This window comes from Limobrevibacterium gyesilva (genome assembly GCF_025989185.1).
Classification (GTDB): Bacteria; Pseudomonadota; Alphaproteobacteria; order Acetobacterales; family Acetobacteraceae; genus Limobrevibacterium; species Limobrevibacterium gyesilva.
In genome coordinates this window covers 44801-64738 of record NZ_JAPDNT010000021.1, presented here as the reverse complement: position 1 = coordinate 64738, position 19938 = coordinate 44801, and the positions used below count along the sequence as shown (strand labels likewise).

Here is a 19938-nt window from a genome sequence, read left to right as displayed (position 1 = left end):
GCGGGCGTGCGGGACGACGACCCTATCGACCGCTTCAGGCCCGGGCAATGGCGGGGGCGTGGGCCTCGCGCAGATACGCCCGCAGCAACAGCGCCAGCCCCGCCGTGGTGGCGATGCTGCCGGCGTAGACCAGAGAATGCAGCCCGAACAGGAACGGCATGTAGGCGAGCCCCGAGCCGAGCTGGAACAGCACGGCCACCGGCCACATCCGCGGCCGCAGCACCATCAGCACGCAGGCGAACACGTCGGCGGGGAAGAAATAGCGCTCATGGATCTTCGGCAGCACGTACGGCTCCAGCGCCAATGTCACCGTCATCATCATGAGCAGCATGCCGGGATCGCGCACCCGCCCCTGGCGGACGAACAGCCACAGCAGCCACAGGCTGGCCAGCACCCCCACCGCCAGCGCCACGACGACGAGCACCGCCGTCACCCGCGGCCGCCCTTGCAGCAGAAACCCGTCGATCCACAGATACAGGTTGGGCGCGGTCACGGCCAGGTCGTCGTGCCACAGGTACTGGCGCGGATACACCGCCGCGAGGTCGAACAGACCCCATCCCGCCAGCGCCGCCGGCGCCATCGCCGCAACATACACGGCCGGGACGATGAGCACGTGGCGCACGCGCACGAAGCGCGTCAGGAACAGATAGGCAATGAACGGCGCGATGAATATGGACTGGAGCTTGAACGACAGCGCCACGCCGAACATCGCCATCGCCAGCGCCGGCCGCCCGAGCAGCACGCCGCGCGCGAATGCCAGCAGGAAGGCGGTGTAGATGATATCGCTCTGCCCCCAGCCGAGCGCGTTGAGCGCCACCGTCGGCAGGTTGAACGCCAGCAGGCCGGCGATCCACGCCTCGCTGCGGCCGCGCCCGGCGATCCGCGCGATGTCGAAGGCGAGCCAGGCGGTCCCCAGCATCCCGGCCAGGGAGATCAGCCGCACCAGCAGGCGCAGCGGCAGCACCGTGTGGCCGAGCGAGGCCAGGCTCAGCAGATAGAGATAAGGCGGGGTGTAGTCCGAGAAGCGCTCGGCGAAGGCGCCGATGCGGCCCGCCGCCAGGATATGCTGCATCCAGGGAACGACATACCCGTCGAGATCGCCGTTGGCCGCATCCAGGAACACCAGCAGCACGACAGGCGAAATCAGCGACAGCAGGCCCAGGCAGACCGACCGGGCAAGCCCCGTCACGCTGTGGCCTTGTGCGCCCGCTCGACCGGCGCTCATGTCTGCCGACACGGGCATTTCGTACCACGCTGATTTTGCGCGGTTTGGTTCTACCGAGGATGGCCGTGCGGTTTCACTTAACGTTCCCGGGAACACGATAACGAAACGCCGATCCCCTTCGGCACCATCCTGTCGATCCGGATGCGTCCAGCCGAACCGGCATTGCCCTAGGGCGCGGGCAGGATCTCCATCACCACCTCGGCCGGCCGGCACAGCCGGACGCCGCGTGGCGTCGCCACGATCGGCCGCTCGATCAGGATCGGGTGCTGCAGCATGAGGTCGACCAGTTCGTCCTCGGTCCATTTCGGATCATCGAGCCCGAGCGCCTCGTACGGCGTGCCTCGGCGCCGCAGCAGGCGGCGGGCGGTGATGCCCATGTGCGCGATCAGGCCGACGAGCTCGGCCCGGCTGGGCGGCGTCTTCAGGTACTCGACGACGGCGGGCGTCTCGCCGGCGGCACGAATCAGCCCGAGCACGGTCCGCGAGGTGCCGCAAGCCGGATTGTGGTAGATCGTGACGGTCATCGCGCTCGTCTCCGGCCCGTTGTTGAACGCCCCGCCCCCGCCGGCGGGCGGGCAGGATCGCAGCAAGGCCGGATCGCGCCACGCCCGCATGCGGCGATCCGCGAACGCCCAGCTACGCCTGAAATGGCTGTGACGTCGACCCGATCGGAAGGTCAGCGTCCGGACCTTCCGATCAGGCCGGGATGCACGCCGACCGGCCCGCAGGCAGGGCGGCGCGCGCCGTCCTACAGGGCGGCCAGCACCGCCTCGGCGCGGCTCACATCGAAGCCGCCCGGCGCCTCGATCGCCAGATGCGTCACCTTGCCGTTCTCCGCCACCAGCGCGAAGCGCTGGCTGCGCACGCCCATGCCGCGCGGCACCAGGTCCAGCTCCAGGCCGAGCGCCTTGGTGAACGCGGCCGACCCGTCCGCCAGCATGGTGATGCCGTCGCCGACGCCCTGCTCCTTGCCCCAGGCGCCCATCACGAAGGCGTCGTTCACCGCCACGCAGACGATCTCGTCCACGCCCTTGCCCTTCAGCGCCGCCACGTTCTGCACGAAACCCGGCAGATGCTTGGCGCTGCAGGTCGGCGTGAAGGCGCCGGGGACGGCGAACAGCACGACCTTCCGACCCTTGAAGATCTCGTCCGTCGAAACCTCTTTCGGGCCGTCGGCCGTGGCCTTCATCAGCTTCATCGACGGAATGGCATCACCAACCTTGATCTGGCTCATCAGCGCCTCGCTTCCTCGGCTGACCCGGACAGCCGCTTCCGTCCGGGCATCAGCCGGCATTCCTAGCCGTCCGCGCGCCCTCTGTCACGATGACACGATTTTGCGGCCGGCGTCATCGCCGCGTAACCTTGGCGCTTGCACACTCGCGGCATGCCGCCAAGATAAGGGCCATGCCTCGAAAAACCCCGTCCGCGCCGCCGCCTTCTGCCCCCCCGGCCCCCGGTGCCGGCGACGCGCGGCCGTCCGCCGCGTCCGAAACCTCGCTGACCGGCCAGGTGCTGATCGCCATGCCGAGCATGGGCGATCCCCGCTTCGCCCAGAGCGTGATCTATGTCTGTGCCCATACCAACGAGGGCGCCATGGGCATCGTGGTGAACCACCCGCTCGCGGCGCCCAGCTTCGAAGACCTGCTGCGGCAGCTGAAGGTCGATCCGGTCCCGCCCGCCCGCACCATCCGCCTGTGCAGCGGCGGCCCGGTGGACAACGCCCGCGGCTTCGTGCTGCACACCACCGACTGGACGGACGATGCCAGCCTGCGCGTGGACGACACTTTCGCGCTGACCGCCAGCCTCGACATCCTCAAGGCCATCGCCACCGGCGGCGGCCCCCGGCAAGGCATTCTCGCGCTCGGCTACGCCGGCTGGGGGCCCGGCCAGCTCGACACCGAAATCCAGCAGAACGCCTGGCTGTCCGCGCCGCCGGACCTCGACGTCATCTTCGACGGCGACCACGACACCAAATGGCGCCGTGCCCTGGCCAAGCTGCGCATCGACCCGCTGCTGCTCTCAGGCGCGGCGGGGCACGCCTGATACCAACGGCGCTTGACGATGCCCCTTCCATCGTCAAGCGCCGTTGGTATCGCGCGCCGGGTCGGTGGGCGGCGGCGCGCAAAATAACGACTCGTACCAGCGGTCATTCTTCATGGCCGCTGGTATGAGAGGCCGGGCAAGGTCAGCGGTCAGGATTTTGCGGCCAGCAGCAGGGCGTCGACCACCCTGACCTCTCCGGAGCCTTTGCGCACCAGCACGGGATTGAGGTCGCATTCGGCGATGCGATCGCACAGGTCGAAGGCCAGACTGGAGAGATTGGCCGCCAGTCGCGCCAGCCCGTCCAGGTCGGTCTTCTGGATCAGGTTCCGGTAGCCGCCGAGATAGGCCCCGAGGCGCGTGCCGGCGATCATGCCGGCCGCTTGCGCCGGTGAGACCGGGCTCAGCTCCACGGCGCGGTCGGCCTGCAGCTCCACCATCGTGCCGCCGGTCCCGACCATCATCACCGCGCCGAAAGGCGGTGCGGCGACGAAGCCGACCATCGCTTCGACATGGTCGACCAGCTGCTCCTGCAGCTCGAACCCCACGATCTCGGCGTGCGGCGCGGCGGCGCGCACGCGGCACAGCATGCGCGCAAGCGCGGCGCGCAGGGCCTCGGCGTCGCCGATGCCGAGTGCCACGCCGCCCACGTCGGAGCGGTGCGCGATGTCCGGCGAGGCGATCTTCAGCACCAGCGGATAGCCGATCGCCTCGGCGCGCTCCAGCGCCTCCTCGGGGGTGCGGACGACGGCGGAGCGGACCAGCGGGATGTCGTAGGCGGCCAGGATCCGCCGCGTCGTTGCCGCCGGCAGCGGCCCGGACAGGCCGGCGATCTCGCGCCGGATCTCGGCGGCGGCGGGGTTCGGCCGGTGCGCCGCCGCCGCCGGCCCGCCCGCCGCGCGCGCCGCCCGCGCCTGCCCGAGAATGCCGAGATTGCGCATCGCCACCAGCCCGGCGCGCATGCCGCGCAGCACCGGAACCCCGTCCTCGGCCATCATCGCGTGGATGCGCGGATGCGTGTTCTCCGAGGTCGGCGACACCATCACCACCGGCTTGTCGCTGCGCTGCGTCAGCTTGCCGTATTCCAGGATATGCGGCGTGTAGTTGTTGAGCATGGTGGGCGTCAGGCTCGCTTGCGCGTCCTGCACCAGCAGCAGCGAGTCGACCTCCGGATCGTCCAGGATGGCGCCGATCGCCGTGCGATCCTGGTCCACGGTATGGTTCACCGTCGCGCCCATATCGAGCGGATTGAGGCCGGATGCGCCGGGCAGCGCGGCGGTGACACGCGCCCGGGTCTCGGCGGCGAATGTCGCCAACGGCACGCCGAGATCAGCCGCGATGTCGCAGGCCAGCGCGGTCTCGCCGCCGGAAATGCCGACGATGCCGATGCGGCTGCCCGCCGCCGAACGGGGGGTGGAGACGAAGCATTCCAGCGTGGCGATCAGCTCGTCGTAGTCCTTCGCGGTGGGCACGCCGCAGCGCGCGAAGAAGCGGTCATAGGCATCGCTGCGGCTGATCATGGCGCCGGTATGCGCCTGCACCGCCAGGCTGCCCACTTCGGACTGGCCGACCTTCAGCACCGCCAGCGACTTGCCGGCGGCGTAGATCGCCTCGACGGCGGCGGCAAACTCGGCGGGACGCTGGATCGATTCGAGCACGACGCCGATCACCGAGGTGCGGTCGTCGGTGGCAAAGAAGCGCATGTAGTCCGGCGCCGTCACCTGGAACTCGCTGCCCATGGTCACCACCGTGGACAGGCCGAACGAGGACGAGTTCATCAGCGAGATCGCCGCCGACCCCGATTGCGCGATCAGCGCCACCTGCCCCGGCCGCACCTTCTCGGTGATGGTGGCGGGATACATCGGCATGCAATCCCACACATCGATCAGCCCCATGCAGTTCGGGCCGTGGATCACCATGTCGCTGGTGTCCGACACCTGCCGGAATGCCTGCGCCTCGGCGGCGGTGAAGCCGTTGCTGAACACCACCGCCGAGCGCACGCCGGCCTGCGCCAGATCGGCCAGCGCCGCGGCGACGCCGCTCGCCGGGATCGCCACCACCGCGGTATCGATGCCGGGCGGCAGCCGGTCGATGCCGTTGGTGACCTCCAGCCCTTCGATGGTCTGCGCGGTGGCATGGACGGGGATGATGTGCCCCTTGAAGCCCGCCTTCTGCAGGTTGCCGATCACCTGGTTGCCCTGGGCGCGGCGGGTGGCGGAGGCGCCGATCACCGCGACCGTCCGCGGCCGCACGATGGCGGCGACATTGCGTTGCATGGCGGCGATCAGGCCCGGCGCAGGAACGTCAGCGCGTTGCGGTACAGCCATTTCTCCATCACCGAATCCTTCAGCGGCAGCTCCAGGTATTCGCCGATGAGTTGTTCGAAGGACATGCCGAAGGTGCTGCGCGACAGGCCGACCATGATCTTGTCCTGCAGCAGCGTGTTGCCGAACTGCAGGAACGGCTCCCAGCCCGATCCCTTGGTGGCGAAATGGCGCGGCCGGTGGGCGGCGGTGTCGACGTACAGGTTGGGGTGGCGCCGCAGCAGCCCGATCATGTCGTTGACCCAGGGCCAGCCGGCCAGCCCGGCGACGATGCGCAGCTCCGGAAAGTCCATGGCGACGGTGTCGAGATGCCGCGGATGGCCGAGGTCGTACGGCCGGTCGTTGGCATAGTTCATCGAGGTGTAGATGCGCACGGGCACATCGAGCTCGACGCATTTGGCATAGAGCGGGTAATAGCGCCGGTCGCTCGCCGGGATCGAGTTGTACAGCGCCACGACGCGCAACCCGCCGATCCCGTGCTCGCGCACCAGCCGCTCGAAATTGCGCACGCCGGTCATGCCGTCCAGCGGACTTGTCGCCGACAGCCCGATGAAGCGGTCCGGATGCGCCGTGCAGATCCGCGCCAGCGTGGCGTTGGAGGCGCCGAGCACGCCGAGCTCGATGCCGGCGCGGTCCATGTCGGCGATGAAGCGCGTGATCCCGCCGTCATCCACCGGCGCCTGCTCGGCTTCGGCGGCTTCGGTGCGGCCCTTGAAGATGTGGCCGTAATTGGCGAAGCCGTAGCCCTCGGGGCGCGGCTGCAGGTCGGCCACCGCGTTGCCGGGGCGGCCATGCATGGCGTCCCAGTAGCCGGGCTCTTCCTCGCTGCGCGGCAGATTCATTTCCAGATCGATCACTCGACGCACGGCGGCTTCCTTTCCCTGCAGGCAGTCCCGTCCAGGCGCGGAGGCGGGAGTCCTGGCGCATTTAAGTCTATACATATTGACCGCCGACCCATGGCCCGCGCAAGCGTCGCGGGATCATGCATCGGCGAGGCGTTCGGCTTCGTGGCAGGCGACCAGGCGCCCCGCGATGCTGCGCGGCGCCGGCGGCTCGATCCTGCAGCGTTCTGCGACATGGGGGCAGCGGGTCGAGAATGCGCAGCCTTTCGGCGGGTTCAAGGGCGACGGCAGCTCGCCGGTCAGGGCACGGCGCGGGCCGTTGCCGGTCATGCCCGGGGTCGCCGCCAGCAGCGCCCGAGTATACGGATGCAATGGCTGCGCGAAGATGCGCTCCTTCGTGCCCTGCTCGACGCCGCGGCCGAGATACATCACCAGGATCTCGTCGGCGATATGGCGCACCACGGCGAGGTCGTGCGAGATGAACAGGTAGGACAGGCCGAATTCCTGTTGCAGGTCCTTCAGCAGATTGAGGACCTGCGCCTGGATCGACACGTCCAGCGCCGAGACCGGCTCGTCCGCCACCACCAGCTTCGGCCGCAGCATCAACGACCGGGCAATGGCGATGCGCTGCCGCTGGCCGCCCGAGAACATGTGCGGGTAGCGGTCGTAGTGTTCCGGCCGCAGCCCGACCTTCGCCATCATCTCCCGCACGGCGTCGCGGCGCTGCACCCGGCCGAGGCCGGTATTGACCGCCAGCGGCTCCTCGATGATGGCGCCGATCGTCTTGCGCGGATTGAGCGACCCGTAGGGATTCTGGAACACCGTGTGCACGGCGCGGCGCAGCTGCCGGCGCACCGGCGGCGATGGGGCGATCGCATCCTGCCCGGCGATCCGCAGCGTGCCGGCGGTCGGCTTGTCGATCAGCGTCACCAGCCGCGCCAGGGTCGATTTGCCGCAGCCGGATTCGCCCACCACCGCGAGCGTGCGTGCCGCCTGCAGGGTGAAGGAGACGCCATCCAGCGCCTTCAGCACCGCCGGCGGCGCGAACAGGCCCTGACGGACCCGGTAGTGCCGCGCCAGGCCATCGGCGACTGCGACGGCCTCGCCGGCAGCAGATGGCGCGCGGTCGGCCGGATGCGCCACGGCGGAAGCGGGCTCGGGGCGCGGCGCCGCGACGCCCAGCGGATAGTGGCATCGCACCCGGCTTCCGTGCAGTTCGCGCAGGTCCGGCTGCTGCGCGCGGCACAGATCGTCGGCATGGCTGCAGCGGGGGCTGAACAGGCAGCCGCGCGGCCGGTCGGACTGGCCCGGGACCACGCCGGGAATGGTGGCCAGCCGGCCCTCGCCGGCACTGCGTTCCGGCAGCGCGGCCAGCAGTGCGGCCGTATAGGGGTGCTGCTGGGCGGTGAACAGCGACGCGGTCTCGCGTTGCTCCATCACCTGGCCGGCATACATCACCACCACGCGCTGCGCCGTCTCGGCCACTACGCTCATGTTGTGGCTGATCAGCACCAGCGCCATGCCGCGCTCGCGCCGCAAGGTCAGCAACAGATCCAGGATCTGCGCCTGGATGGTCACGTCCAGCGCCGTGGTCGGCTCGTCGGCGATCAGCAGGCGCGGATTGCAGGCGATCGCCATGGCGATCATCACGCGCTGGTTCATGCCGCCGGAGAGCTGGTGCGGGAAGGCGCGCAGCCGCGTCTCCGGCGCCGGGATGCCCACCTGCTCCAGCAGCGCGATGGCGCGATGGCGCAGCGCCTTGCCGCTGAGCTTCTCGTGCGCGTGCAGCACTTCGGCGAGCTGGAAGCCGACGGTGAAGCTGGGATTGAGGCTGGTGGCGGGATCCTGGAAGATCATCGCCACGTCCTTGCCCGTCAGCCGGCGGCGCTGGCGCGGCGACAGCCGGGCGAGGTCCTGCCCGGCGAAGGCGATCCGCTGCGCCCGCACCTCGCCGGGCGACGGGATCAGCCCCATCAGCGCGAGCATGGTGACGCTCTTGCCCGAGCCGGATTCGCCGACGATGCCCAGGACTTCGCCCTCGTCGACCCGCAGCGACACGTCGTCCACCGCGCGGAACCCGCCGCGCGCGGTGGGAAACGTCACCGACAGCCGGTCGATTTCCAGCAAGGACGTCATTGGCGCTTCAACTTCGGGTCGAGCGCGTCGCGCAGGCCGTCGCCGAGCAGGTTGAACGCCATCACGGTGGCCAGGATCATCAGGCCCGGCAAGGTGACGACCCACCAGGCGCGCATCACGAACTCGCGCGAGTCCGCCAGCATCGTGCCCCATTCCGGCAGCGGCGCCTGGGCGCCGAGGCCGAGGAAGCCCAGCGCCGCGGCATCCAGGATCGCGGTGGAAATGCCGAGCGAGGCCTGCACGATCAGCGGCGCGGCGCAGTTCGGCAGCACCGCGGAGAACATCAGCCGCAGCGTCCCCGCCCCGTTCACCCGCGAGGCGACGACATAATCCTTGGACAATTCGGCGATCACCGCGGCGCGGGTGATGCGCACGTAATGCGGCAGCACGACCACGGTCACGGCCAGGATCGCGTTCATCATCCCCGGCCCGAGGATGGCCACGATCACGATCGCCAGCAGCAGGCTCGGCAGCGTCAGCAGTATATCCATCACCCGCATGACCACCGTCTCGACGGCGCCGCGCAGGAAGCCGCAGACCAGCCCGAGCAGGACGCCGGCAGCGAGCGAGATCGCCACGACCACCACCCCGATCAGCAACGACAGCCGGGCGCCATGCAGCAGCCGCGACAGCATGTCGCGGCCGATGGCGTCGGTGCCGAGCGGATAGACGAGCGATCCGCCCTCCTCCCAGAACGGCGGGCGCAGGAAGGCCTGGCTGTCGGTGGCATAGGGCGAATGCGGCGCGACGACATCGGCGAAGACGGCGAGCAGCGCGATGCTGCACACCACGCCCAGGCCGGCAAGGGCGCCGTTGCTGGCACTGAAGGAATGCCAGAAGGCCCGCAGCGGATGCGGCGCGGCGTCAGCCGTCTCGACGGAGGAGTGCGCGGTCATCGTGCGTGCCGGATGCGCGGGTTGACCAACCCGTAGGTGAGATCCACCGCCAGGTTCACCGCCATGACGATGCTGCCCAGGATCAGCACGCCGCCCTGCAGCACCGGATAGTCGCGCCGGCCGATGGCCTCGACCAGCCATTTGCCCACGCCCGGCCAGGAGAAGATCGTCTCGGTCAGCATCGCCCCGGTGAACAGCACGCCGATCTGCAGGCCGATCACCGTGACCACCGGGATCAGCGCGTTGCGCAATGCGTGCAGCCCCACCACCCGCAACGGCGACATGCCCTTCGCCCGTGCCGTGCGGATATAGTCCTCGCCCAGCACTTCCAGCATGGCCGAGCGCGTCATCCGCGCGATGATCGCCAGCGGCTGCGTGCCCAGCACGATCATCGGCAACACCAGATGCGCGAGCGTGGAACGGAACGCCGCCGTGTCGTTGGCCAGCAGCGAATCGATCATCAGGAAGCCCGTCACCGGCTCGACGTAATACTGGATCGCCACCTGGCCGGACACCGGCGCCCAGTTCACCACGTTTGCGAACAGCAGGATCAGCAGCAGGCCCCACCAGAAGATCGGCATGGAATAGCCGGTCAGCGACAGCGTCATCACGCCGTGGTCGAAGATGGAGTTGCGCCACACCGCGGCGATGATGCCCGCAGTCAGGCCCAGCACCACCGCGAAGATCACCGCGGCCACCGACAATTCGACGGTGGCCGGGAACAGCGCCATGAACTCGTGCAGCACCGGCTTCTGGGTGACGATCGACAGGCCCAGATCGCCGTGCAGCACCCGGCCGATATAGATGCCGTATTGCACCAGCAACGGCTTGTCGAAGCCGTACTGGTGCAACAGTTCCGCGTGCCGCGCCGGGTCGATGCCGCGCTCCCCGGCCATCGTCTCGATCGGGTCGCCGGGAATCAGGCGGACCAGGACGAAGGTCAGCAAGGTGAGCCCGACGAAGGTCGGGACCAGCAGGACGGCCCTGCCGACCAGGAAGCGCAGCATCCTTCGCCTACTCCGCCGTCCTCCCCCGGCCCGTCAGTTCATGTCCACGCCGTCGAACACGTAGGCGCCCAGCGGATCGATCTTGTAGTTCTGGACCTCCTTGCGCATCGGCACGAAGATGATCGGATGTGCAAGGGTGATCCACGGCGCCTCTTCCTTGAACACGGCCTGCGCCTGCTTGTACAGCTCCGTCCGTTCGGCCTTGTCGCTGGTCTGGCGAGCCTTGACGACGAGCGACTCGTAGCCGGCATTGCACCAGCGGGCGTTGTTGCGGCCGGTCTTCACCGCGGCGCAGCCGAGCACTTCGTAGAGGAAGTTGTCCGGGTCCCCGGTGTCGCCGCCCCAGCCGAGCTCATAGGTCTGGTGCTCGCCGGCGCGGCCGCGGCGCAGGTACTCGGCCAGCTCGTAGCTCACGATCTTGGCCTTCACCCCGACGGCGCCCCAGTAGCTCTGGAACAGCTCGGCCATGCGCCGGCCATTCGGGTTGTACGGGCGGCTGACCGGCAGCGCCCATATGTCGGTCTCGAACCCGTTGGGATAGCCGGCCTCGGCCAGCAGCGCCTTCGCCCGCGCCGGGTCGTACGGATAGTCCTTCACCTCGGTGTTGTAGGACCACACGATCGACGGGATCGGGTTGGTGGCGATCTTGCCGGCGCCGAGATAGACCGCGTCGAGCACCGCCTTCTTGTCGATCGCCATGTTCAGCGCCTGGCGCACCCGGCGGTCGTCGAACGGCTTCTTCTCGGTGTTGAACGAGACGTAGCCGATGCTGAGCCCTTCCTGGCTCTCGACCTTCAGCGCCGGGTCCTTCCTGATCGCGTCGATGTCGGCCGGATTGGGCAGCGCGATCACCTGGCAGTCATTGGCCTTGAGCTTGGCCAGGCGCACCGAGGCGTCCGGCGTGATTGCGAAGATCAGGTCGCTGATCTTCGGCTGCGGCCGCCAGTAGTCGGGATTGGCGCGGTAGCGCACGGCCACGTCGCGCTGGTAGTTGACCAGCATGTACGGCCCGGTGCCCACCGGCTCCTGGTCGATCTTCTCCGGGGTGCCGGCCTTCAGCAGCTGCGCCGCGTATTCCGCCGAATGGATCGACAGGAAGTTCATGCCGAGATTGGTCAGGAACGGCGACAGCGCTTCCTTGATGGTGATCCGCACGGTGTGGTCGTCGACCTTCTCGACCGACTCCAGCGCATTGCCGAGATTGAGCGCGTTGAAGTGGCTGTAGTTGCCGCCGTTCACCGGATAATAGGGATGGTCCTTCTTCCATTGCCGCTCGAAGGTGAACAGCACGTCGTCGGCATTGAACGCGCGGGTGGGACGGAAATTCCGTGTGGTCTGGAACTTGACGCCCTTGCGCAATTTCAGCGTGTACACCCGCCCATCGGCCGACAGCTCGTAGCTCTCGGCCAGCGCCGGCAGCAGCGTGGTGGTGCCGGTTTCGAACTCGAACAACTTGTTGTAGATCTGGCGCGCCGCGGCGGTGTCGCTGGTGCTGGTGGTCGCCAGCATCGGGCCGAAATTCTCCGGGTTCGTCTCGGAACAGAACACCAGCGTCTTGGCGTGCCCGGACGCCGTCGTCAGCAGCAGCGCAGCCGCGCCGATCAGCCAGTGGATCCGCATGGCGCACAGTCCTCCCGTGTCATTTGCCGGGATCACACCGGAGCGTTGGTGGCTTGTCAATAGTCTATACAATTCGCAATATCCGGGCCCTGGCCGGGCCGGCAAGACCGCCGACCGCCGGCGAGCAAGCCGCGTAACGGAGCAGCATGACCAACCCGCGCCGGCAGCCACTGGGCGAGCGTATCCGATCCGAGCTGGAAGGCCGCATCGTTTCCGGCGACTGGCCGCCGGGCCATCGCGTGCCGCCGGAGCACGCCTTGATGGAGCAGTATTCCTGCTCGCGCATGACCGTGAACAAGGCGCTGTCCGGCATGGCGGCGGCGGGCCTGATCGTGCGCCGCCGCCGCGCCGGCTCATTCGTCGCCGATCCGCAGGGCGAGCGCGCGGTGATGAAGATCCAGGACTTCGCCAGCGAGGCGGCGCAGCGCGGCCTCGTCTACACCTACGACATCCTCAGCCGCCGGGTGGAAACGCCGGACCAGGCCCACGCCGCGGCGCTCGGGCTGCACCCCGGCAGCAGCATCGTGCGGGTGCGCAGCCTGCACCGGATGAACGGCGTGCCGAGCGCCTACGAAGACCGGATCATCTCGCTCGCGGCGGTTCCGGCGGCGCAGGAGGAACGCTTCCACGACGCCCCGCCCGGCACCTGGCTGCTGCACAACGTGCCCTGGACGGAGGCCGAGCACGTCATCCGCGCCCGCAATGCCGGCGCGAGGCTGGCCGCCATGCTCGGCCTGAAGCCGGCGGCGGCCTGCCTGGTGCTGGAGCGGCGCACCTGGCACCAGGGCGCCCTGGTCACCGTCGTCACCATCACCTATCCCGCCGACCGGCACCGCTTCACCGGCCGCTTCTCGCCGACCTCAGGCGCCTGATACCGACGGCCCTTGACGATGACCCTTCCATCGTCAAGGGCCGTCGGTATCGCGCGCCGGGTTGGTGGGCGGCGGCGCGCAAAATAACGACTCGTGCCAGCGGTCATTCTTCATGACCGCTGGCACGAGCCGGGGTTTTCATCCCAGGATGCCCGGCAGATCGAGGGCATGCTCGCGCGCGCAGGCGATGGCGGTGTCGTAGCCGGCATCGGCATGGCGCATCACCCCCGTCGCCGGGTCGTTCCACAGCACCCGCTCGAGCCGCCGCGCCGCCTCCGGGGTGCCGTCGGCGACGATGACCATGCCGGCATGCTGCGAGAAGCCCATGCCGACGCCGCCGCCGTGATGCAGCGACACCCAGGTGGCGCCCGAGGCGCAGTTCAGCAGCGCATTCAGCAGCGGCCAGTCGGAAACGGCGTCCGAGCCGTCGCGCATCGCCTCGGTCTCGCGGTTGGGCGAGGCGACCGAGCCGGAATCGAGATGGTCGCGGCCGATGACGATGGGCGCCTTCAATTCGCCGCGCGCCACCATCTCGTTGAACGCGAGGCCCAGGCGGTGGCGGTCGCCGAGCCCGACCCAGCAGATCCGTGCCGGCAGGCCCTGGAACCGGATCCGCTGGCGCGCCAGGTCGAGCCAGTTGTGCAGATGCGCGTTGTCCGGCAGCAGTTCCTTGACCTTGGCGTCGGTGCGGTAGATGTCCTCGGGGTCGCCGGACAGCGCCGCCCAGCGGAACGGGCCGATGCCGCGGCAGAACAGCGGCCGGATATAGGCCGGCACGAAGCCCGGGAAATCGAACGCGTCGGCAACGCCTTCCTCCTTGGCCATCTGGCGGATGTTGTTGCCGTAGTCCACGGTCGGGATGCCCATGCGATGGAAGTCGAGCATGGCGCGGACATGGCCGGCCATCGACTGGCGGGCGGCCTTGTCCACCGCCTTCGGGTCGCGCTCGCGCCGCTCGTTCCACTGCGCCACGGTCCAGCCTTTCGGCAGGTAGCCGTTGACGGGGTCATGGGCGGAGGTCTGGTCGGTCACCACGTCCGGCTTCACGCCCCGGCGCACCAGCTCCGGGAAGATCTCGGCGGCATTGCCCAGCAGCGCCACCGACACCGGCTTGCGATCGCGGCACGACGCCTCGATCACCGCCAGGGCCTCGTCGAGCGTGTCGGCCCGCCTGTCGACATAGCCGGTGCGCAGCCGCATCTCGATGCGGCTGGCCTGGCACTCCACGGCGAGGCAGGAGGCGCCGGCCATGGTGGCGGCCAGCGGCTGCGCCCCGCCCATGCCGCCCAGGCCCGCGGTGAGGATCCAGCGCCCCGACAGGTCGCCCGCGTAGTGCTGGCGGCCGATCTCGACGAAGGTTTCGTAGGTGCCCTGGATGATGCCCTGGGTGCCGATATAGATCCACGACCCGGCCGTCATCTGGCCGTACATCATCAGGCCCTTGCGATCCAGCTCCTGGAAATGGTCCCAGTTGGCCCAGTGCGGCACCAGGTTCGAATTGGCGATCAGCACGCGCGGCGCGTCGGCATGGGTGCGGAACACGCCCACCGGCTTGCCGGACTGCACCAGCAGGGTCTGGTCGCCGTCGAGCGATTTCAACGCCGCGACGATCTGGTCGAACGCGTTCCAGTCGCGCGCCGCCCGGCCGATGCCGCCATAGACGACCAGCTCCTGCGGCCGCTCGGCCACGTCCGGGTCCAGGTTGTTCATCAGCATGCGCAGCGGCGCCTCGGTCAGCCAGCTCTTCGCGGAAAGCTCGCTGCCGTGCGCCGCACGGACGATCCTGACATTGTCGAGGCGCGTGTTCCCGGTCATTGGCAATCCTCTCTCAGATGAATGCGAAGCGGGGCATCAGTGCGGGTCGGCGGAGACCGCGGGCAGCGCCGCACCGGCGGCCGCGACGATCGCGCCGCTGCTCACCAGCCGGGTCGCCGCCGCCATGTCCGGATGGAAGTAGCGGTCGTCGTCCAGATGCGCGACCTCGGCCCGCAGCCGCCCACGCACCGCCTCCAGCGGCGCGCTGGAGCGCAGCGGGGCGTGGAAGTCGCAGCCCTGCGCCGCCGCCAGCAGCTCGATGCCGATCACCGCCATCGCGTTCGCCACCATCGCCAGCAGCCGGCGCGCGCCGTGCGCGGCCATGGAGACATGGTCTTCCTGGTTGGCCGATGTCGGAATCGAATCGACGCTGGCCGGATAGGCGCGCTGCTTGTTCTCCGAGACCAGCGCCGCCGCCGTCACCTGCGGGATCATGAAGCCCGAGTTGAGGCCGGGCTTCGGCGTCAGGAACGCCGGCAGCCCCGACAGCGCCGGATCGACCAGCATGGCCACCCGGCGCTCGGCCAGCGAGCCGATCTCGCACACCGCCAGCGCGATCATGTCGGCGGCGAAGGCGACGGGCTCGGCGTGGAAATTCCCGCCGGACAGCGCCTCGCCCGCATCCGCGAACACCAGCGGGTTGTCGGAGACGCCGTTCGCCTCGGTGGCCAGCGTGGTCGCCGCCTGCCGCAGCAGGTCCAGCACCGCGCCCATCACCTGCGGCTGGCAGCGCAGGCAGTAGGGGTCCTGCACCCGCTCGTCGCCGACGAGATGCGAGGCGCGGATGGCGCTGCCGGCGATCAGCGTGCGCAGGGCCTCGGCCGTCTCGATCTGGCCGCGATGGCGGCGCAGGCGGTGGATGCGCGGATCGAACGGCGTGTCAGACCCGCGCGCCGCATCGGTCGCCAGCGCGCCGGTGACGAGGGCCGAGCGGTACAGGACCTCCGCCTCGAACAGCCCGGCCAGCGCATAGGCGTTGGAGAACTGGGTGCCGTTCAGCAGCGCCAGCCCCTCTTTCGCGCCCAGCACGAGCGGGGCGAGGCCGGCCTGCGCCAGCGCCTCGGCGGCCGGCATCCGCCCGGCTGGCGTGAACGCCTCGCCCACCCCGATCATCACCGCGGTCATGTGCGCCAGCGGCGCGAGATCGCCCGACGCGCCGACCGAGCCCTGCGCCGGCACCACCGGCACGACATCGCGGGCCAGCATGGCCTCCAGCATGTCGAGGGTTTCGGGGCGCACGCCGGAGGCGCCTTGCGCCAGGCTCGCGAGCTTCAGCGCCATCATCAGCCGGGTGACGGACAGCGGCATCGGGTCGCCGACGCCGGCCGCATGCGACAGCACGATATTGCGCTGCAGCGTCTCCAGGTCGGCCGCGGCGATGCGCACGCTGGCGAGCTTGCCGAAGCCGGTGTTGATGCCATAGACGGGCTTGCCCTCGGCGACGATGCGCGCCACCGCATTCGCGCTGGCCTCCACCGCTGGCCGGCAAGCGGGGTCGAGCGTCGGCACGCCGCCCTGGTAGATGGCGTTCCAGACCGCCAGGCTCGCGGCCCCTGGCTTCAGCACGATCCCGGTCATTGTCCCCTCCAGATGCGCGTGACGAGCGGGTTGAATCCCATGCGGTAGACCAGCTCGGCCGGGCGCTCGATGTTCCAGACCGCGAGGTCCGCCCATTTGCCCGCCTCCAGCGTGCCGGTCTCGCCGAGCAGCCCGAGCGCGCGGGCGGCCTCGCGGGTGGCGCCGGCGATGCATTCGTCCACGGTCATGCGGAACAGCGTCGCCGCCATGTTCATCGCCAGCAGCAACGACGTGAGCGGCGAGGTGCCGGGATTGCTGTCGGTGGCGACGGCCATGCGCACGCCGGCGCGGCGGAACGCGTCGATCGGCGGGCGCTGCGTCTCGCGGATGAAGTAGAACGCGCCCGGCAGCATCACCGCCACCGTCCCGGCCTGCGCCATGGCCGCCGCGCCGGCGGCGTCGGTGTATTCCAGATGGTCCGCCGACAGCGCTCCGAACCGGGCCGCCAGCGCCGCGCCATGCAGGTTGGAGAGCTGGTCGGCATGCAGCTTCACCGGCAATCCGAGCCGCCCGGCCGCGGCGAACACGGCGGCGATCTGCTCGGGCGAGAAGGCGATGCCCTCGCAGAAGCCATCGACCGCGTCGGCCAGCCCCTCCGCCGCGATCGCCGGCAGCATGTCGCGCACCAGGCCGTCGATGAAGCCCTGCTTGTCGCCCTTGGCTTCCGGCGGCAAGGCGTGGGCGCCCAGCAGGGTGGTGCGCACGCTGACCGGCCGCTCCCGCCCCAGCCGGCGCGCGGCGCGCAGGGACATGCGCTCGCTGGCCAGATCGAGCCCGTAGCCCGACTTGATCTCGATGGTGGTGACGCCCTCGGCGATCAGCGCGTCCAGGCGCGGCAGGGACTGGCGCACCAGCGTGTCCTCGTCCGCCGCGCGCAGGGCGCGGACCGAAGAGGCGATGCCGCCGCCGGCGCGCGCGATCTCCTCATAGCTGGCGCCGCGCAGCCGTGCCTCGAATTCCTGCGCCCGGTCGCCGGCATAGACGAGATGGGTGTGGCAGTCGATCAGGCCCGGGGTGATCCAGCGCCCCTCGCAGTCGATGGTCTCGGCGCGGGCCGCCGCCGGCATGTCGCTCTCGGGGCCGGCGTAGACGATCCGGCCGCCGCTCGCCAGCACCGCGCCGCGCTCGACAATGCCGAGGCCGTCCGCATCAGGGGCGAGGGTCGCGAGGCGGGCATTGCGCCACAGGCGATCGCGCCCCGCGGGGCCGCCGCCTGCCTTGGATGTGCTGTCTGGCATCACGGGTTTTGCCGTTCCATCTTTTCGTTTCCCCGGATAATGTATAGACATAATACGGCCGGATGCAAGCCGATCCAAGCGCCCGCCCAACGTGGCGCCAGCAGCGGAGACGATCGAGATGAGTTCAATCCACGCAGCACAGGCCCTGACTCCGGCCGGTTGGCGGCCCGATACGCGCCTGACCATCGCCGCCGGCCGCATCGCAGCGGTGGAAACCGGCGTGCCCGCCGCCCCCGGCGACGAACGCCACGCCGTGGCGGTGCCGGGGATGGCGAACCTCCACTCCCACGCCTTCCAGCGTGGCATGGCGGGGCTTGCGGAAATCCGTGGCCCGTCAGCCGACAGTTTCTGGAGCTGGCGCGAGCTGATGTACCGCTTCGCGCTCGGCATCACGCCCGACCAGCTCGAAGCGGTCGCCGCACAGCTCTACGTGGAGATGCTGGAGGCGGGATTCACCCGCGTGGGCGAGTTCCACTACCTGCATCACGACACGGACGGTCGCCCCTACGCATCGATCGCCGAGATGGCGGCCCGCATTGCGGCGGCGGCCGGCGAGGCGGGGATCGGGCTGACGCTGCTGCCGGTCTTCTACGCCCATTCCGGCTTCGGCGGCGCGCCCGCCAATGAACGCCAGCGGCGCTTCGCGAACGACCTCGACGCCTTCGCCCGGCTGCTGGAAGGATGCCGGCAGGCGGTGCGGCCGCTCGGCAGCGCCATCGTGGGCGTCGCGCCGCACAGCCTGCGCGCCGCGACGCCGGCCGAGCTCGCCGCCATCTCCGCCCTTTCTCCCGATGCGCCGATCCACATCCATGTCGCCGAGCAGGTGAAGGAGGTCGAGGACTGCCTCGCCTGGTCGGGCGCGCGGCCGGTCGAATGGCTGCTGGACCACGCCGCCATCGATGCGCGCTGGTGCCTGGTCCATGCCACGCACATGACAGAAGCGGAAACGCGGCGCCTGGCCGCGAGCGGCGCGATCGCCGGGCTGTGTCCGGTGACCGAGGCCAATCTCGGCGACGGGACGTTCAACGCCCTGTCCTTCCTGCGCGAGGGCGGACGGTTCGGCATCGGCTCGGATTCGAACGTCCTGATCGGCGTCGCCGACGAGCTGCGGCAGCTGGAATACTCGCAGCGCCTGCTGCACCGCAGCCGCAACGTCCTCGCCGCCGCCGGATGTTCCAGCGGCCGCACCCTGTATGACGCGGCGCTCGCCGGCGGGGGCATCGCGCTCGGCGCGGAAGCTGGGCTCGCCCCCGGCGCCCCCGCCGACATCGTCACGCTGCGGGCGGAGCATCCGGCGTTCGTCGGGCGGGATGGCGACGGGCTGCTGGACGCCTGGATCTTCGCCACCGCCGCCGCCCCGATCGACTGCGTCTGGGCCGGCGGCCGCAAGCTGGTCGAGCACGGCCGGCATGTCGGTCGCGCGCCGGTGGAGCAGCGGTTCCGTCAGGCCATGGAGGCGCTGACCCGCAGCTAAAGGAGCCCCTTCGCCTACCAGACGAAAGCGGGCACCGCCGCCACCGGGCTCAGGCCGGCGGCGGCGGCGGCGGCTTCGACACGGGCGGGGTCGGCGCCGAGTTCCTCGGCGTGGATGCCGCCCAGCACCCAGCACGCGGCGATGCTGACCGAGGTGGCGCCGGCGACGTCGGTGCGCAGGGCATCGCCGACCGCCAGCACCTGGTCCTTGCCGACGCCGAGCATGGCGAGCACGGGCGTGTAGATGGCGGGGTCGGGCTTGCCGATCCAGCGGGCGGTGCCGCCGATGGCTTCATAGCGCTGGGCCAGGGCGCCGGCGCAGATCACGCGGGTGCCGCCGCGAATCACTTCCAGGTCGGGGTTGGCGCAGACCATCGGCAGGCCGGCGCCGCGGCACGCCTGCAGGATGTCTTCGTAGGCGCCGATATCGGTGGGGCTGTGGGTGTCGTCGGGGCCGGTGTTGAGCACGAAGCTGGCCTCCGCGGGGGTCTCGACGCGGGTCAGCGGCAGGGCCTCCATCACGTTGCGGTCGCGCTCGGGGCCGAGATGGAAGACGCGCGCGCCCAAGGCGGCGAACCACGAGTCGGGGCGGTCGCGCAGCATGCGGTGGGTGGCCTCGCCGCTGGTGAGGATGCCGGTGTAGAGATCGTCGGCGATGCCCATGGCGCGCATGGCCTCCTGCGCCACGTGGGCGCGGCGCGGGGCGTTGGACAGCAGCACGGTGGGCTTGCCCGCCGCCTTCAGCCGGCGCAGGCAGTCGATGGCGCCGGGATAAGGCGTGATGCCGTCATGGATCACGCCCCACAAATCGAGGATGAATCCCTGGTAGCGCTCGGCGAGCGGGGCGAAGCCGGTCAGATGCTGCATGGTGC

The 19938-nt window shown here is 69.9% G+C and carries 16 protein-coding genes; 3 read left to right on the top strand and 13 right to left on the bottom strand.

The genetic code is table 11. The annotated features are described in order from the left end of the window. Positions 1-34 precede the first annotated feature (34 nt). The 3 genes from OL599_RS18775 to OL599_RS18765 all read right to left on the bottom strand — a co-directional run bounded on the left by OL599_RS18775 (position 35) and on the right by OL599_RS18765 (position 2459). Positions 35-1225 (bottom strand): hypothetical protein, encoded by a 1191-nt coding sequence (locus OL599_RS18775; RefSeq protein WP_264715418.1) that lies wholly within the window; start codon positions 1223-1225, stop codon positions 35-37. A 167-nt stretch (positions 1226-1392) separates the two neighbouring features. Further along, the gene (gene arsC, locus OL599_RS18770; protein WP_264715437.1) at positions 1393-1749 is read right to left on the bottom strand and encodes an arsenate reductase (glutaredoxin); all 357 of its coding nucleotides are present in this window, start codon (positions 1747-1749) and stop codon (positions 1393-1395) included. Positions 1750-1973: 224 nt separating this feature from the next. Further along, positions 1974-2459 (bottom strand): peroxiredoxin, encoded by a 486-nt coding sequence (locus OL599_RS18765; RefSeq protein WP_264715417.1) that lies wholly within the window; start codon positions 2457-2459, stop codon positions 1974-1976. A 170-nt stretch (positions 2460-2629) separates the two neighbouring features. On the opposite strand from OL599_RS18765, the gene OL599_RS18760 reads away from it, so the two are divergent. After that, the gene (locus tag OL599_RS18760) at positions 2630-3268 is read left to right on the top strand and encodes a YqgE/AlgH family protein (RefSeq protein ID WP_264715416.1); all 639 of its coding nucleotides are present in this window, start codon (positions 2630-2632) and stop codon (positions 3266-3268) included. 149 nt (positions 3269-3417) lie between these two features. Here the strand turns inward: OL599_RS18760 and OL599_RS18755 are convergent, their stop codons facing one another. The 6 genes from OL599_RS18755 to OL599_RS18725 all read right to left on the bottom strand — a co-directional run bounded on the left by OL599_RS18755 (position 3418) and on the right by OL599_RS18725 (position 12090). Further along, on the bottom strand, positions 3418-5592 hold the full coding sequence (locus OL599_RS18755) for an acetate--CoA ligase family protein (RefSeq protein WP_264715414.1): 2175 nt from the start codon (positions 5590-5592) through the stop codon (positions 3418-3420). Then, positions 5550-6455 carry an amidohydrolase family protein gene (locus OL599_RS18750; protein WP_264715412.1) on the bottom strand — a complete coding sequence of 302 codons (906 nt, stop codon included), beginning with the start codon at positions 6453-6455 and terminating at the stop codon, positions 5550-5552. Before OL599_RS18750 ends, OL599_RS18755 begins: the two co-directional genes overlap by 43 nt. Positions 6456-6569: 114 nt before the next feature. After that, complete coding sequence (locus OL599_RS25930) at positions 6570-8567, bottom strand: ABC transporter ATP-binding protein (RefSeq protein ID WP_283949814.1); 1998 nt, start codon at positions 8565-8567, stop codon at positions 6570-6572. Continuing rightward, complete coding sequence (locus tag OL599_RS18735; protein WP_264715411.1) at positions 8564-9463, bottom strand: ABC transporter permease subunit; 900 nt, start codon at positions 9461-9463, stop codon at positions 8564-8566. Before OL599_RS18735 ends, OL599_RS25930 begins: the two co-directional genes overlap by 4 nt. Further along, positions 9460-10470 carry an ABC transporter permease subunit gene (locus tag OL599_RS18730; RefSeq protein WP_264715409.1) on the bottom strand — a complete coding sequence of 337 codons (1011 nt, stop codon included), beginning with the start codon at positions 10468-10470 and terminating at the stop codon, positions 9460-9462. Before OL599_RS18730 ends, OL599_RS18735 begins: the two co-directional genes overlap by 4 nt. A gap of 33 nt (positions 10471-10503) precedes the next feature. Further along, a complete protein-coding gene (locus tag OL599_RS18725; protein ID WP_264715408.1) occupies positions 10504-12090 on the bottom strand; it encodes an ABC transporter substrate-binding protein in 1587 nt (528 codons plus the stop codon). Between the two features lie 146 nt (positions 12091-12236). Between OL599_RS18725 and hutC the strand changes: the two genes are divergently transcribed. Then, a complete protein-coding gene (gene hutC / locus OL599_RS18720; RefSeq protein WP_264715407.1) occupies positions 12237-12962 on the top strand; it encodes a histidine utilization repressor in 726 nt (241 codons plus the stop codon). Between the two features lie 138 nt (positions 12963-13100). Here the strand turns inward: hutC and hutU are convergent, their stop codons facing one another. The 3 genes from hutU to hutI are packed head-to-tail and all read right to left on the bottom strand — an operon-like array spanning position 13101 to position 17593. Next, positions 13101-14777 carry a urocanate hydratase gene (hutU, locus tag OL599_RS18715; RefSeq protein WP_264715406.1) on the bottom strand — a complete coding sequence of 559 codons (1677 nt, stop codon included), beginning with the start codon at positions 14775-14777 and terminating at the stop codon, positions 13101-13103. A gap of 36 nt (positions 14778-14813) precedes the next feature. Then, positions 14814-16355, bottom strand: a complete 1542-nt coding sequence (gene hutH / locus OL599_RS18710) for a histidine ammonia-lyase (RefSeq protein ID WP_283949813.1) — start codon at positions 16353-16355, stop codon at positions 14814-14816. Continuing rightward, complete coding sequence (hutI, locus tag OL599_RS18705; RefSeq protein WP_264715405.1) at positions 16352-17593, bottom strand: imidazolonepropionase; 1242 nt, start codon at positions 17591-17593, stop codon at positions 16352-16354. Before hutI ends, hutH begins: the two co-directional genes overlap by 4 nt. 118 nt (positions 17594-17711) lie before the next feature. On the opposite strand from hutI, the gene OL599_RS18700 reads away from it, so the two are divergent. After that, a complete protein-coding gene (locus OL599_RS18700; RefSeq protein ID WP_264715404.1) occupies positions 17712-19067 on the top strand; it encodes a formimidoylglutamate deiminase in 1356 nt (451 codons plus the stop codon). Between the two features lie 14 nt (positions 19068-19081). Here the strand turns inward: OL599_RS18700 and OL599_RS18695 are convergent, their stop codons facing one another. Beyond that, on the bottom strand, positions 19082-19933 hold the full coding sequence (locus OL599_RS18695; RefSeq protein ID WP_264715434.1) for a TIGR01459 family HAD-type hydrolase: 852 nt from the start codon (positions 19931-19933) through the stop codon (positions 19082-19084). Between the last annotated feature and the right edge of the window lie 5 nt (positions 19934-19938).